The 14,339-nt window shown below is 69.4% G+C and carries 12 protein-coding genes and 2 riboswitches; of the genes, 4 read left to right on the top strand and 8 right to left on the bottom strand.

All coding sequences use genetic code 11. The features are described 5' to 3' along the window. Window positions 1-109 precede the first annotated feature (109 nt). The 5 genes from ACWD2L_RS08795 to ACWD2L_RS08775 form a co-directional block, all read right to left on the bottom strand. Window positions 110-1,879, bottom strand: a complete 1,770-nt coding sequence (locus tag ACWD2L_RS08795; protein ID WP_451188062.1) for an ABC transporter substrate-binding protein — start codon at window positions 1,877-1,879, stop codon at window positions 110-112. 108 nt (window positions 1,880-1,987) lie between these two features. Further along, window positions 1,988-2,992: an ABC transporter permease gene (locus tag ACWD2L_RS08790; protein ID WP_351335355.1), complete on the bottom strand. Its 1,005-nt coding sequence runs from the start codon at window positions 2,990-2,992 to the stop codon at window positions 1,988-1,990. A gap of 371 nt (window positions 2,993-3,363) precedes the next feature. Next, complete coding sequence (locus tag ACWD2L_RS08785) at window positions 3,364-4,155, bottom strand: enhanced serine sensitivity protein SseB C-terminal domain-containing protein (protein ID WP_351335352.1); 792 nt, start codon at window positions 4,153-4,155, stop codon at window positions 3,364-3,366. A 127-nt stretch (window positions 4,156-4,282) separates the two neighbouring features. Then, window positions 4,283-5,101, bottom strand: coding sequence for an enhanced serine sensitivity protein SseB (locus ACWD2L_RS08780; protein ID WP_351335349.1), 819 nt, complete (start codon window positions 5,099-5,101; stop codon window positions 4,283-4,285). Between the two features lie 59 nt (window positions 5,102-5,160). Continuing rightward, window positions 5,161-5,817, bottom strand: coding sequence for an AAA family ATPase (locus ACWD2L_RS08775; protein WP_451188178.1), 657 nt, complete (start codon window positions 5,815-5,817; stop codon window positions 5,161-5,163). A gap of 125 nt (window positions 5,818-5,942) precedes the next feature. Further along, a riboswitch (glycine riboswitch) is annotated at window positions 5,943-6,042 on the top strand. Continuing rightward, window positions 6,043-6,144: riboswitch (glycine riboswitch) on the top strand. A gap of 62 nt (window positions 6,145-6,206) precedes the next feature. On the opposite strand from ACWD2L_RS08775, the gene gcvT reads away from it, so the two are divergent. The 4 genes from gcvT (at window position 6,207) to ACWD2L_RS08755 (ending at window position 10,516) form a co-directional block, all read left to right on the top strand. After that, window positions 6,207-7,331: a glycine cleavage system aminomethyltransferase GcvT gene (gene gcvT / locus ACWD2L_RS08770; RefSeq protein WP_351335346.1), complete on the top strand. Its 1,125-nt coding sequence runs from the start codon at window positions 6,207-6,209 to the stop codon at window positions 7,329-7,331. Between the two features lie 65 nt (window positions 7,332-7,396). Next, window positions 7,397-7,774 (top strand): glycine cleavage system protein GcvH, encoded by a 378-nt coding sequence (gcvH, locus tag ACWD2L_RS08765; protein WP_351335343.1) that lies wholly within the window; start codon window positions 7,397-7,399, stop codon window positions 7,772-7,774. A gap of 7 nt (window positions 7,775-7,781) precedes the next feature. Further along, window positions 7,782-9,047, top strand: coding sequence for a serine hydroxymethyltransferase (glyA, locus tag ACWD2L_RS08760; RefSeq protein ID WP_351335340.1), 1,266 nt, complete (start codon window positions 7,782-7,784; stop codon window positions 9,045-9,047). 86 nt (window positions 9,048-9,133) lie between these two features. Then, a complete protein-coding gene (locus tag ACWD2L_RS08755; RefSeq protein WP_351335338.1) occupies window positions 9,134-10,516 on the top strand; it encodes an L-serine ammonia-lyase in 1,383 nt (460 codons plus the stop codon). Between the two features lie 654 nt (window positions 10,517-11,170). Here ACWD2L_RS08755 and ACWD2L_RS08750 read toward each other — a convergent pair. From ACWD2L_RS08750 to ACWD2L_RS08740, 3 genes are all read right to left on the bottom strand, one after another. Next, the gene (locus ACWD2L_RS08750; protein ID WP_451188056.1) at window positions 11,171-12,568 is read right to left on the bottom strand and encodes an MFS transporter; all 1,398 of its coding nucleotides are present in this window, start codon (window positions 12,566-12,568) and stop codon (window positions 11,171-11,173) included. Between the two features lie 186 nt (window positions 12,569-12,754). Further along, the gene (locus ACWD2L_RS08745) at window positions 12,755-13,141 is read right to left on the bottom strand and encodes a DUF2255 family protein (protein WP_451188054.1); all 387 of its coding nucleotides are present in this window, start codon (window positions 13,139-13,141) and stop codon (window positions 12,755-12,757) included. A gap of 103 nt (window positions 13,142-13,244) precedes the next feature. Continuing rightward, a complete protein-coding gene (locus ACWD2L_RS08740) occupies window positions 13,245-14,282 on the bottom strand; it encodes an alcohol dehydrogenase catalytic domain-containing protein (protein WP_451188051.1) in 1,038 nt (345 codons plus the stop codon). Window positions 14,283-14,339 lie beyond the last annotated feature (57 nt).

The following is a 14,339-nucleotide window of genomic DNA, read 5'->3' as shown; positions in this document are numbered from 1 at the left end:
GCCCCTGGGCGGCCGGACCTCGGGTTACGGGGTCCGGCCGCCTGCCGGGACCATCACCTGCCCTTCGGACTGGTGGGTGTCGGCTGGGATGTCAGCGAGTCGGTCGCTGCTACTTCGTCACTCCGAGCTTGGCGTAGTCGTAGCGGCCACTCCAGGCGGGAGCCGAGTAGGCGTTCGTCAGTCGCGGCCCGCGCCAGGTGATGTTGGCCTCGTAGATGAACGGCATCCAGTAGGCCTCGTCCAGGATCCGGTGACCCATGTCGGTGTAGATGCTCTTCGCCTCGGCCTTGTCGGTCGTCTTCAGCGCGTTGTCGAACATCTTGTCGATCTTCGGGTCGTCGATCTGCGACTCGTTGTAGTTGCCGGTCTTCTGGATGAAGCGGCTGTCCCACAGCGGCTGGCCGAAGCCCTGGCCGGTGTTGAAGTCCGGACCCCAACCACTCATCGTCATGCCGTAGCCGCGCTCCTTGACCTTCTTCAGGTCGCCGGAGATGGAGGAGGCGTCGGCACCGGAGAAGGTGTCGATGGTCAGCTTGATGCCGACCTTGCCGAGCTGCTCCTGCAGCGCCTCGGCGGCGTCCTCCTCACCGGGCTGGTCGCTGCGCGCGGTCAGCACGGTCGAGAAGCCGCTCGGCTTGCCGCACTTCTTCAACGCGTCCTTGGCCTTGGCCACGTCCGGCTTGCCCTTGCGCTCCACCACGCCGTACGGGTCGTACGCGTCGTCGTGGCCCGGAACCGCCTTCGGGAAGGGGTTGTTGGCGATCTTGCCGGCCGCGACCTCGCCGCCGCGGGTCTGCTGCAGGCTCTTGAAGTCGGTGGCGTAGAAGACGGCCTTGCGGCAGTTGACGTTGTCCATCGGCTTGGTCGTCGTGACCAGGGCCACGTAACGGACGAACGGCGTCTGCATGTTGTCGACGTCGGCCCTGTTGTCCGTCACGGCGGTGGTCCGGCCGGACTGGGTCATGCCGGTGCCGTTGAGGTCGACGTCGTACTGGCCGGCCATCAGGTTCTTGTCGTTCTCTTCGAGGTTCTTGTTGATCGCGACCGTGATCTTGTCCGGCAGCGCGGGGTTGTTCGGGTCCGAGGACTTCTTCCACGCCTTGTTGCGGACCAGCACGATCGACTTGTTCGCCTGGTGCGACTGGACCTTGTACGGACCGTTGGCCATCGGCTTGGTCGTGTACTTCTCCCGGGTGTCCGCCGACTGCTTCACCGCGGAGCCGGACGGCATGGCGAGCATCTGCTCGAAGTCGCTGTTGGGCTGCGGCAGATGGAAGACGATGGTGTTGTCGTCGGGCGTGTCGATGGCCTTGAGGCCGAGCTTGTCCTTGGACTTGTCCTTGTACGGGCCCTTGTACTCGCCCTTGGGGTCGAGCACCTGCTTCAGGTACACCGGGCCGCCGGTGATGACGTCGTCGGCCCAGATGCGCTCGATGCCGTACTTGATGTCCTTGGAGGTCAGCTTCGAGCCGTCCTCCCAGGTGAGGCCGGAACGCAGCTTGTACGTGTAGGTCTTGCCGCCGTCGCTGACCTTGGCCATGCCGCTCGCCATGTCGGGGACCAGCGCGTTGCCCGCGGCGCCCGGCTTGGTGTCGTACGTCACCAGGGTGCGGTTGTAGAAGCGCATGAAGTCCCACGCCATGCCGAAGTAGGCGCGCTGCGGGTCGAAACTGTCCAGGTCCTGCTTGGCGACCATGCGGAGCGTGCCGCCCTTTGTGGTCGACTTGTTGGCGATCTTGCCTATGGCGGCGTTGTAGCCGGCGCCCTTCGACTTGTTGTCGCTGTCGTCGCCACCGCCGCAGGCGGTGACGGTGAGCGCCGACGCGGCCACGAGGGCAGCGGCCGCCGTCATCCGTCGACTCTGGAAACCTTTGGGCATTCTTCTCGCATCCTCCGGGAATCGCGGTCCTTGACCTTGCGGCCGCAGGGCCATGAGGGACCTACAGGGAGTGCTCCTGACAGGACGGCAGGGGCAGTTGACGGGTGTCTATCGGGTGCCCTTGGGGTCGAGCGCGTCGCGCAGGCCGTCCCCGAAGAGGTTGAAGGCCAGCACGGTGATGAAGATCGCCACGCCAGGGAAGACCATGAACATCGGGTCGTGCTCGTAGGTGCTGAGCGCGTCCCGCAGCATGCCGCCCCACGAGGCGGTCGGCGGCCGGACACCGGCGCCGAGGAAGCTGAGCGCCGCCTCCGTGAGGATGTTGGTGGGGATCATCAGCGTGGTGTACACGGTGATGGGCGCCACCAGGTTCGGCAGCAGCTCGCGGAAGAGGATGTGCCGGGGCCCGCCGCCGAGGCTGCGTGCCGCCTCCACGTACTCCCGCTCGCGCAGGGAGAGCGTCTGCCCGCGCACGATCCGGCCGATGTACGGCCAGCCGAAGAAGCCGATCACCATGATCAGAATCATGATGCGCACGCCGCTGCCGGTGAGGCCGAGCAGGTCGTTGGGGAGGACGGAGACCAGGGAGATGATGAAAAGGAGCTGCGGGAAGGACAGCAGCACGTCCATCACGCGGCTGATCACCGCGTCCGCCCAGCCGCCGAAGTAGCCGGCGATGATGCCGAAGAGGGTGCCGAGCACGACGGCGACGACTGCGGCGAGGAAGGCGACCAGCATCGAGACGCGGGTGCCGTAGACGATGCGGCTGAAGATGTCGCGGCCCTTGTTGGGCTCCACGCCGAAGAGGTGATCCGCGCTGACGCCGCCCAGGGCGCCCTTGGGCAGGTTCGTCAGCTCGTCCAGCTTGTCCTGGTGGAACTGGTTCGGCGGGTGGCCGAGCAGGCTGACGATGAGCGGAGCGAAGACCGCGACCAGGATCAGAAGGACGACAACGATGCCACCGCCGAGGGCGACCTTGTCGCGCTTCAGCCGGTTCCAGGCGATCTGCTTGAGCGACCGGCCCTCGACCTTGCGCTCTCCGTCTCCCTTGGCAGGCTCGACCGGGGCGCTCGGTTCCGCTTCCGCGCTCGTGTCGTGCAATGGTGCCGTCATCGTGGCAAGGACCCCTCTCAACCGGCGGTGACCGGCCCGCACTTGCCGCTGTGGCGGCGTGGTTCAGTCCGTCGTACACAGAGGCGAAGCCCCCTTGCTGCGGGAGTCTTCAACCTGGGCGCGATCTGTTACCAGACTTGACAGCGAAAGGATGCCTAAACGTGATGCAGGCTGGGGTGTTCCGTTATCCGGAGAGGGGTGAACGGGGTGCGGACGGTGGGCAGTTGGGCCACAAGCGGCCGAATGGCCGCGCAACCGGGACAGTTGGGGCGGCACCGGCGCAAAAAGATGTGCCTCTCGTCCAAAGGCGGGCTGGAATGTTCCAGCCCGTCCGGATGAATCAAGCCCGCCCGGCGTTTGAGGGCATCCTTTCAGCGCGTAGCGCCGTACGGCGGCGGATACCCGTACCCACCGCCAGCGGGAGCGACATGCGCCTCGCGGTCGTAGAACGGCCGCGCGTTGGCCCGGAGCCACATGGCAATGGGGTCGTACTCGTCCGACATCGCGACCGTGGAGACCGGGAGGCCCTCGGGGACCGCCGGGATGGACTGCTGCATCATCGCCCGGACCGCGTCCACGGACGCCGGGGACGTGTCGTAGACGTCCAGGCCGATGGCCAGGTAGGGCGCGCCGAGCGTCGGCTGGACCCAGGCACGGCGCAGCGAGCGGATCGCCGTCGTGCGATGGGCGTTCTGCGTCAACACCGCATAGAACTGGGGGATTTCGATCGCGGGCTCGGAGAGCCTCAGCGGGCCCGCCGGCTGCCGGTCGAGGCCGCCCGCGATGCGGCGCAGGTCGAGCCACGGGATGCCGACGCCGCCACCCGGCGCGTGCGGGTTCAGCCAGAGCCCGTACTGGTCCGGGTAGAGCGTGCGCGCCGCGTCGACCCCGCTCACCACCTCGTACGCCCTTGACCAGCCGGAGGCGGAGAGCTCCTGGGCGGAGGTGACGCACGGGGCGTACGAGAAGCCGTCCACCTCCATGTTCCCGTACTGGGCGTCAGGGGATCCGGCCTGGCCGTGCCAGAGCAGCATCCAGACCTGCCCGGCCGCGGGGTCGGCGAGGGCCTTGAGGAGCGCCTCGTACGCGTCGTAGCGTCCCGGCGTCACCTGGCGCAGCATGTGCTCGACTTGTCCAGCCGCGGCCGTGCCCGACGCACTCACCCGTAACCGCCCCTTCGGCTCTTCACATACGTCCGTGTCCCACACGTGGCCGGAGAGCGAAGCGCCGACCGGTCACGTCATGAAACCAGCTTAAGCGGCGATACTGACACCGACTTGACGGACGCCGTCACCCTTCTCGTACGTAGAACGGCCGTACGTGTGTACGCAGCCAGTCCGCGACCGGGTCCTGCGTCACGTCCAGGAACACCAGGTTGACGGTCCAGGCCACCGGCGCGCGGCCCAGCGCCCGCCCCAGCGCGTCCAGCGGAACGTCCCGCGCGCCGCCCGCGGCGCCGGCGGCCTGCGCCAGCAGCTCCACGCCGATGAACAGGGACGGCTCGGCGTCCTCCACGGTCGCGAGGCAGCGCCGGGCGCTCAGTACCGTGCCGAGCGCCTCGAACTCCTCACGCACCGCGGCCAGGAAGTCCATGGGGTCGACCTGCCAGTCCGGCTCGCTGAGCACCACGCGGCCACCCGCCGCCGGGCCGTCCAGCGGCGTGCGGCCACTGCGGGCCAGCTCGGCGACGGCCTGCGGCGGAAGCGGCACACCCACCGTGCCGTCCGGGTTCACGGCGATGCCGAGCTGCGGCGGAAGCCCGCGCGCGAACTCCACGGCCGGGGCCACGGTGCAGTCCATCCGGCCACCGGTGACCGCCATGAACTGCTGCTCGGAGCTGAACACGGGGACGTAGGCCTGGCCCCCGATCTCCAGGCTCGGCAGATCGAGGTCCCTGCTGGCGTTCGAACCGCCCCTGGGCAGCGGGATCCACACGTGGCTGCGGCCGAGCACCTCGACGACGCGGGCGCCGGACTCCGGCCGCCCGAGCGCCGCGGCGAGGACCTCCTCCAGCTCGTTGGCCGGCCAGCCCTGCGCGGGGTGGGCGTAGCCGCCCTCGTGCCCCTGGGCGTGATCGTGCCCCGGCTCCGGGGTACCTGGGAACTCCATGACTGCCATCAACCTCTGCTGTTCCGCCCGCTGCTGCTGCCCGCCGACCTTAACCGCTGTCAGTCGTCGAACGTGATCCCTCCCAGCGCCTCCATCGCCGCCCGGTCGAGCAGCACCGCCGAATCCATCCCGGCCGGCAGGTTCCCCTGCTCCGTCGAGCTGACGAGCGCGCCCACCGCTCTGCGGTGCCGGGCGAAGGCGTACCGGGACACCCCGCGGCCGCGGTCCCGCTGCCCCTCGAGGGCCGTGTCCGCCGGTACGTCGAGCAGCATCAGGTGGACGGCCGCGCCGCGCCGCCGCGCCGTGCGGATCACCCAGCGGCGCACCCACGCCTGCGTACCGCAGTCGTGCACGACGACGCTCACGCCCGAGCGCATCGCCCGGCGCAGCCCCACGTAGTGCGCGACGCGGACCAGCGGGCGGTACAGCGCGTACGGCAGGTGGCGCGGCATGCGCGCGGCCCAACGCTCGCGGGTGTCCTGCGAGTCGATCCGGATCTCCGCCACGGCCCGCCGCATCAGCGTCGACTTTCCGCTGCCCGGCAGGCCCGAGAGCACGACGAGGTCGCCCGCCGCGAAGGCGAGCAGGCGCGGCGTGTGACCGCGGCGGCCGCGCAGGTCCCGCACCGAGCGGCGGCCGGAGGTCCGCACCCCCGCCACCACCGGCGCCGAAGCCGCCACCGCGTACGCCCCCGCCACTGCCTTCTGCACCGTGATCGTCCTCCCCGTTCCGGTCACGCCACCCTTGCCCCTCAAGTGTAAAGAGAAGGTAATGCCACTCAAGGGCTTTCCCTGTCGGACGGGCATGCAATGATGTGCGCGCAAACTGCATACCGGCCGCTTGAATCCGCGCGGGAGAGTTCCGGGTACCCACGGGTCCCCGGACGCCGAAGGAGCAAGTTCCTCCCTTGAATCTCTCAGGCCCCGTACCGCGCGGGCGAGGCAGATCTGAAAAGTGGGGCGTCTTTGTGACGTGACGCCCCCACCCAAGGTGCAAGCCCCCTCGGGGCGAACCTCTCAGGTTCCGATGACAGATGGGGAGGACGTCCCGCGCGCGATCAGCGGGACTCCGCCATCGTCGTCATGCCACCGGGAGCACACCAGCCATGAGCCGCACCACTGCCCTTGACGCCCTGCATCGTTCACTCGGGGCGACGATGACCGACTTCGCCGGCTGGGACATGCCGCTGCGCTACGGCAGCGAGCGCGACGAGCACAACGCGGTACGCACGCGTGCCGGCCTCTTCGACCTCTCCCACATGGGCGAGATCACGGTGTCCGGTCCCGCCGCCGCGGACCTGCTCAACCACGCGCTCGTCGGCAACATCGGCTCCGTCGGCCTCGGCCGCGCCCGCTACACCATGATCTGCCGCGCCGACGGCGGGATCCTCGACGACCTGATCGTGTACCGGCTGGAGGAGACCACCTACATGGTGGTCGCGAACGCGGGCAACGCGCAGGTCGTCCTCGACGCCCTCACCGAGCGCGCCGTCGGCTTCGACGCCGAGGTCCGCGACGACCGGGACGCGTACGCGCTGCTCGCGGTGCAGGGCCCGACCTCCGCGGCGATCGTGAAGTCCGTCACGGACGCGGACCTGGACGGCCTGAAGTACTACGCGGGGCTGCCCGGCACCGTCGCCGGCGTACAGGCGCTCATCGCGCGCACCGGCTACACCGGCGAGGACGGCTTCGAGCTGTTCGTCGCCCCCGCCGACGCCGAGAAGCTGTGGCAGGCGCTGACCGAGGCGGGCGCCGAGTACGGCCTGATCCCCGCCGGCCTTTCCTGCCGGGACACGCTGCGCCTGGAGGCGGGCATGCCGCTGTACGGGCACGAGCTGACGACCGACCTCACACCCTTCGACGCCGGTCTCGGCCGCGTCGTGAAGTTCGAGAAGACCTCGCACGGGGACGACTTCGTGGGCCACGACGCGCTGGTCGCCGCCGCCGAGCGCGCCGAGGCCAACCCGCCCCGCAAGCTCGTCGGCCTCATCGCCGAGGGCCGCCGTGTCCCGCGCGCCGGGATGTCCGTCGTCGTCGACGGCACGGTGATCGGCGAGGTCACCTCCGGCGCCCCGTCCCCGACACTGGGCAAGCCGATCGCGATGGCGTACGTGGACCCGGCGCACGCCGAGGCCGGTGCTGCTTCTTCATCGGGGGTCGGTGTCGACATCCGCGGCAAGCACGAGCCGTACGAGGTCGTGGCGCTGCCGTTCTACAAGCGCCAGAAGTAGTCCGCGCCGCGCACCGGCGCCCCCTCTGTCACCAGCACCTTCCCGCGTACAGGAGAATTCGCCTCATGAGCAACCCCCAGCAGCTGCGTTACAGCAAGGAGCACGAGTGGCTCTCCGCCGTCGAGGATGGCGTCGCCACGATCGGCATCACGGAGCACGCCGCGAACGCGCTCGGTGACATCGTGTTCGTCCAGCTCCCCGAGGTCGGTGACACCGTGACCGCGGGCGAGACCTGCGGCGAGCTCGAGTCGACCAAGTCGGTCTCCGACCTGTACTCCCCCGTCGGCGGCGAGGTCACCGAGATCAACCAGGACGTCGTCGACGACCCGGCCCTCGTCAACTCGGCCCCGTTCGAGGGCGGCTGGCTGTTCAAGGTCCGGCTGGCCGACGAGCCGAAGGACCTGCTCTCCGCCGACGAGTACACCGAGTTCTCCGGGAGCTGACCCCCTGATGTCCGTACTGAACGAATCCCTGCACGAGCTCGACCCCGAGGTCGCCCTCGCGGTCGACGCCGAGCTGAAGCGCCAGCAGTCGACCCTCGAAATGATCGCGTCGGAGAACTTCGCCCCGGCCGCCGTCATGGAGGCCCAGGGCTCGGTCCTCACCAACAAGTACGCGGAGGGCTACCCCGGCCGCCGCTACTACGGCGGCTGCGAGCACGTCGACGTCACCGAGCAGATCGCCATCGACCGCGTGAAGGCGCTCTTCGGCGCCGAGTACGCGAACGTGCAGCCGCACTCCGGCGCCTCCGCGAACCAGGCCGCGCTCTTCGCCATCGCCAAGCCGGGCGACACGATCCTCGGCCTGGACCTGGCGCACGGCGGCCACCTCACGCACGGCATGCGCCTGAACTTCTCCGGCAAGCAGTTCAACGTGGTCCCGTACCACGTGGACGACGCGGGCCTGGTCGACATGGCCGAGGTCGAGCGGCTCGCCAAGGAGCACCGCCCGAAGGTGATCATCGCCGGCTGGTCGGCGTACCCGCGCCAGCTGGACTTCGCCGAGTTCCGTCGCATCGCCGACGAGGTCGAGGCGCTGCTCTGGGTCGACATGGCGCACTTCGCGGGCCTCGTGGCCGCGGGCCTGCACCCCAACCCGGTCCCGCACGCCGATGTCGTCACGTCCACGACGCACAAGACGCTCGGCGGTCCGCGCGGCGGCATCATCCTCGCCCGCAACAAGGACTTCGCGAAGAAGCTGAACTCGGCGGTCTTCCCGGGCTTCCAGGGCGGTCCCCTGGAGCACGTGATCGCGGCCAAGGCCGTCTCCTTCAAGGTCGCCGCCTCGGAGGACTTCAAGGAGCGCCAGGCCCGCACGATCGAGGGCGCCCAGCTCCTCGCCGAGCGCCTGACGACCCCGGAGTCCCGCGCGGCGGGCGTCAACGTCCTGTCCGGCGGCACCGACGTGCACCTGGTCCTCGTCGACCTGCGCGACTCGGAGCTCGACGGCCAGCAGGCCGAGGACCGCCTCCACGAGGTCGGCATCACGGTCAACCGCAACGCGGTCCCGAACGACCCGCGCCCGCCGATGGTCACCTCCGGCCTGCGGATCGGCACCCCGGCCCTCGCCACCCGCGGCTTCCGGGCCGAGGACTTCCGCGAGGTCGCCGACGTGATCGCGCTGGCTCTCCAGCCGTCCTACGACACCGAGGCGCTCAAGGCCCGAGTGACCGCTCTGGCCGACAAGCACCCGCTGTACCCGAATCTCGGCAAGTAACAGCGGGCTCGCTCCCCGGGGCACCGCGCACACTGGACAGTGCGCGGTGCCCCGCACCACTTCTGTACCGTCCCCTGGAGGAACCCGTGGCCATCTCGGTCTTCGACCTGTTCTCGATCGGCATCGGCCCGTCCAGCTCTCACACGGTCGGCCCGATGCGCGCCGCCCGCATGTTCGCGCGGCGCCTGAAGAACGAGGGCCTGCTGGCCCACACCTCCGCCGTCCACGCCGAGCTGTACGGCTCCCTGGGCGCGACCGGGCACGGGCACGGCACCCCGAAGGCGGTGCTGCTCGGCCTGGAGGGCGACTCCCCGCGCACGGTCGACGTCGAGCACGCCGACGAGCGCGTGGAGGCGATCAAGGAATCGGGCCGCCTCAACCTGCTCGGCGCCCACGAGATCCCGTTCTCGTACGACGACGATCTCGTCCTGCACCGCCGCAAGGCCCTCCCGTACCACGCGAACGGCATGACGCTGTGGGCGTACGGCGCCGATGGCAAGGCCGACGGCAAGGAACTGCTCACCAAGACGTACTACTCGGTGGGCGGCGGCTTCGTCGTCGACGAGGACGCTGTCGAGGGCGCGAACCCGATCGTCCCCGACGACACGTCACTCAAGTACCCCTTCCGCACCGGCGACGAGCTGCTCCGCCTCGCGCAGGAGACCGGCCTGTCCATCCCGGCCATGATGCTGGAGAACGAGAAGGCCTGGCGTACGGAGGACGAGATCCGCGAGGGTCTCCTCGACATCTGGCGCGTCATGCAGTCCTGCGTCTCCCGCGGCATGTCCCACGAGGGCATCCTGCCCGGCGGCCTCAAGGTCCGCCGCCGCGCGGCGGGTTCGGCCCGCAAGCTGCGCGCCGAGGGCGACCCCAAGGCCCTCGCCATGGAGTGGATCACCCTCTACGCGATGGCCGTGAACGAGGAGAACGCGGCGGGCGGCCGGGTCGTGACGGCCCCCACGAACGGCGCGGCCGGCATCATCCCGGCGGTCCTGCACTACTACGTGAACTTCGTGCCGGGCGCCGACGAGGACGGCGTGATCCGCCTCCTCCTCACGGCGGGCGCGATCGGCATGCTCTTCAAGGAGAACGCCTCCATCTCCGGCGCCGAGGTCGGCTGCCAGGGCGAGGTCGGCTCCGCCTGCTCGATGGCGGCGGGCGCGCTCGCCGAGGCGCTCGGCGGCTCCCCGGAGCAGGTGGAGAACGCGGCCGAGATCGGCATGGAGCACAACCTCGGCCTGACCTGCGACCCGGTCGGCGGCCTCGTCCAGATCCCGTGCATCGAGCGAAACGGCATGGCGGCGGTCAAGGCCGTCACGGCCGCGAAGATGGCGCTGCGCGGCGACGGCTCGCACAAGGTGTCCCTGGACAAGGTCATCAAGACGATGCGGGACACCGGCGCGGACATGTCCGTCAAGTACAAGGAGACGGCCCGCGGCGGGCTCGCGGTGAACATCATCGAGTGCTAGGGAAACGGGCCCTGACCAGCGCGTTCGAGTCTTTCAGCGCTGTCAGGGCCTTCCCTGCTTACGCGGCGGAAAGTCCCTGGAACCTCCCTGGGACAGACGTGAAAGTCCCTGAAAAGTCCCTGGGATGTCCCCGTAGGACTTGGCTGATAGCCGTTGGGGTAGGCCAACTTTCAGGCTGATCTGGCGCTCTTGCGGCCGACTCAGGTAGTGGTGCAGTGGGTACACGCCAGGTAGCGAGACTTACGCATTACGAGACCGAGAGCGTTCATGTCGAGTAGTGCCGCGCCATACTGCCCAGTGACGTCGTGGCTGATCAGAACATGTATGGCCGCCTATCTCGTGCGGCCTCGTATTGACTCGTCCAAAGGCGTCTGTCCACCGGTTGTCCACCGGAGCACGTCTCCTCACGGCTGTCAGTAACCCCTCCGCCTGCACTGGCGGAGCCGTCGCTACCAAAATAGTGCGCCGTCCGACGAGGTTGTCGTGTCCCCACAACCGGCGCAACATCAGCATCAGCCCCCCGCAGGACCTTCCTCTTAAGGTGACCAACTCGTGCCTGGGGCCGATTAATGGTCCCCAGACGGCAGCGCGGTTAGACGCACCACAACCAGGCATATCGGCCTGGCAGTTGGTCAGTCGAAGGTGAGGAAGACCTTAAGCCGTTTCCCTGCTGTCGGGTTTCAGGGCCAGGCTGGCGGCGGCGACGGTGATCAGGAGTGCGGTGGAGATGAGAAGGCTGGTGCGCATGCCGTTGAGGAAGGTGGGTCTGGTGGCCAGCAGGCCGCCGTAGATGGCGACGGCGAGGGCGCCGCCGAGTTGGCGGAAGGTGTTGAGTACGCCGCTGGCGGTGCCTGCTCGTTCGGCGGGCACGTTGTCCAGGAGTACGGCGGTGAGGGACGGTACCGCGAGTGCTCCCCCGATGCCGACGGGGATCATCAGCATGATGACGAGCCATATCGGGGCGGTGGCGGGCATCGTGGCCAGTGCTGCCATGCCGGCGCCCATCAGGGCGAGGCCGAAGGCGATCGGGACGCGGGGGCCGAAGCGTTCGGCGGTGCGGGCTGCGGTGAGGTTGACGAGGCCGGTGATGACGGTCATGGGCAGGAAGGTGAGGCCGGTCTGCCAGGCGGACAGGCCGCGCAGTTGCTGGAAGTAGAGGCTGAGCAGGAAGACGAGCCCGTAGAAGCTGGTGGTGAAGGCGAAGCCTCCCAGCACGGGCAGCACGACGCCGCGGGAGCGGAACAGGGGCAGCGGCACCATCGGGTGGTGTCCTCGGGCCTGGGAGATGAGGAACACCGCGAGCGCCACGGCGGCAACGGTGAGGGCTGCGACGACGCGGGGGGCGGTGAATCCGGCGTCGGCGGCTTCGATGACTCCGTAGGTGAGGCTGCACATGGTCAGGACGGTGGTGATCTGGCCGGCCGTGTCGAAGGGAGTGGGGCGCTTGGGGGAGGGTGCGATGCGGGTGAGCAGGAGGAGGGTTATCGCGCCGAGGGGGAGGTTGATGAAGAAGATGGCCCGCCAGCTCAGTTCGGTGAGGAAGCCGCCGACGACGGGCCCTGCGGCGGAGCCGACGGTGCCGCCCAGTGCCCAGATGGACAGGGCGCGGGCGCGGGATTTGGCTTCGGGGTATGCCTCGCGGATCAGGGCCATCGAGGCGGGCAGCATGATGGCGGCTCCGGCTCCTTGGACAAGGCGGGCGCCGATCAGCGCGCCGAGGTTCGGGGCGAGTCCGCACGCTGTCGATGCGGCGATGAACAGGGCGAACCCGGCTCCGTATGCCTGGCGTGCGCCGATGCGGTCGGACAGCGCGCCGCTGGAGAGCAGGAGGCCGGCGAAGAGCAGGGTGTAGCCGTCGACGACCCACTGGAGTCCGGTGAGGCCGCCGCCGAGGTCGGTGCGGATCGTGGGCAGAGCGACGTTGACGACGAGTGCGTCGAGGGTGATGACGGCGAAGCCGAGGACGGCTGCGGTCAGTGCCGCTGCCGGCCTTGTCTTCCTCCCCGGCGGAGTGTTCACCGCGGCGGCGGGCAGAGCGGGAGAGAGGGGCACGACGGGACTCCTGGAACGGGCTGAAAACAAGGCGCACCCGGTCCGTGGGCGCGCACGTTTGTGCGGACAGGATCGGCGTGTTCCCGGGCGTTGCCGGGTCACTGCCTGTGGTCTTGCCTGCGGACAGGGCCCAGGTGCGGTCCCGGGGTCGCCGGTGCGCGTCGCGGTGCGCGCACCGGTCCGGGTTCACCCGGAGGGGGCGGCGGGTTCGACGCGCAGGGTGGCGTCGTGCGCGTCGGGGGCGGCCATCGGATCGACGACTTGGCCGCTGTAGTGGCTGTACTTGGTGCGGTAGGCGCGGTCGATCGCTGCGGCGTGCTCGCCTTGGGCGTCGGTGAAGGTGACGTTCGTGGTGAGTCCGCCGGCCTCGATCCGGCCCCGGCCGGCTTGCAGGGCGTGGCTGAACCATCGGCTGCCGCGTCCCCGGTAGGCGCGTACGTAGAGGGCGTCATCGACCACGACCATCCAGATCGGTGTGCCGTTGCGCGGTGTTTCGTCGGTGGTGGCCGGGAAGATGACGAGCTCGTCCGCCCGGGTGAGTTGGTCGAGTTCGCCGGGGGTCCATCGGGTCATGGTGCGTCCTGTGTCATCGGTGTTCACCGCCCTCGTGGGGGCTGCCGCGCGGTGGAGGCGAGCGGCGTTTCGCCTGCTCGCCTCCACCGTGCGGCCGGGTTGGTCAGAGGGTGATCATGATCTTGAGGGCTTCGCGCTGATCCATGGCGCGGTATGCCTCGGGGATCTCGTCCAGGGTGAGGGTGCGGTCGAAGACGCGGCCGGGGTCGACGGTGCCGTCCAGGACGGCGGGCATCAGCCGCTCGATGTAGGCGCGGACGGGGGCCGGGCCTCCGGTGAGGGTGGCGTTCTTTCCGAAGAGGCTGCCGAAGCCGACGGGTGCGTCTTCGTACTGGGGGACGCCGACGCGGCTGATGACGCCGCCGGGACGGACGGCGCCGACGGCCATCTCGTAGGCGGGCATGTGGCCGACGGCTTCCAGGACGGCCCGGGTGCCGTGGCCTCCGGTCAGGTCGCGGACCTTGGCGATGCCTTCTTCGCCGCGCTCGGCGATGACGTCGGTGGCGCCGAAGTCGCGGCCGAGGTCCGTGCGGGCCTTGTGTCGGCCCATGAGGATGATCTGCTCGGCCCCCATCTGCTTGGCGGACAGGACGGCCAGGAGGCCGACAGCACCGTCGCCGACGACGGTGACGGAGTCGCCCGGCTTGATGTGGGCCTGGTGGGCGGCGTGGTAGCCGGTGCCGTACACGTCGGCCAGGGTCAGCAGCGAGGGCAGGAGCTTGTCGTCGACGCCCTTGGGCAGCTTGACGAGGGTGCCCTGCGCCTGGGGGACGCGGATGGCGTCGGCCTGGGCGCCGCCCACGCCGGGCGAGCCGTACCAGCCGCCCTTGGCGCACGAGGTGTGCAGGCCCTGGCGGCAGAACTCGCAGGTGTTGTCCGCGAACGCGAACGGGGAGACGACCAGGTCGCCGCGGCTGAAGCCGGAGACGTCGGAGCCGAGTTCCTCGATGACGCCGATGAACTCGTGCCCGATGGGCATCGGACCGTCCGCGGCGGTCAGGCTGTGGAAGAAGTGCAGGTCGCTGCCGCAGACGCAGGAGCGCACGATGCGTACGACGGCGTCGGTGGGCTGCTCGATGACCGGGTCGGGGGCGTTGTCGACGCGTACATCGCCGGCTTCGTGGATGAACGTGGCTCGCATGGGGGTGGCTCACTTTCGTGTGGTGCTCGAAAAGGGGGGAAGTGGTCCGGCCGTGGA

Source organism: Streptomyces sp. NPDC002754 (assembly GCF_053592315.1).
The sequence above is the reverse complement of the archived record's forward strand: the minus strand, read 5'-3'. Positions and strand labels throughout refer to the sequence as shown.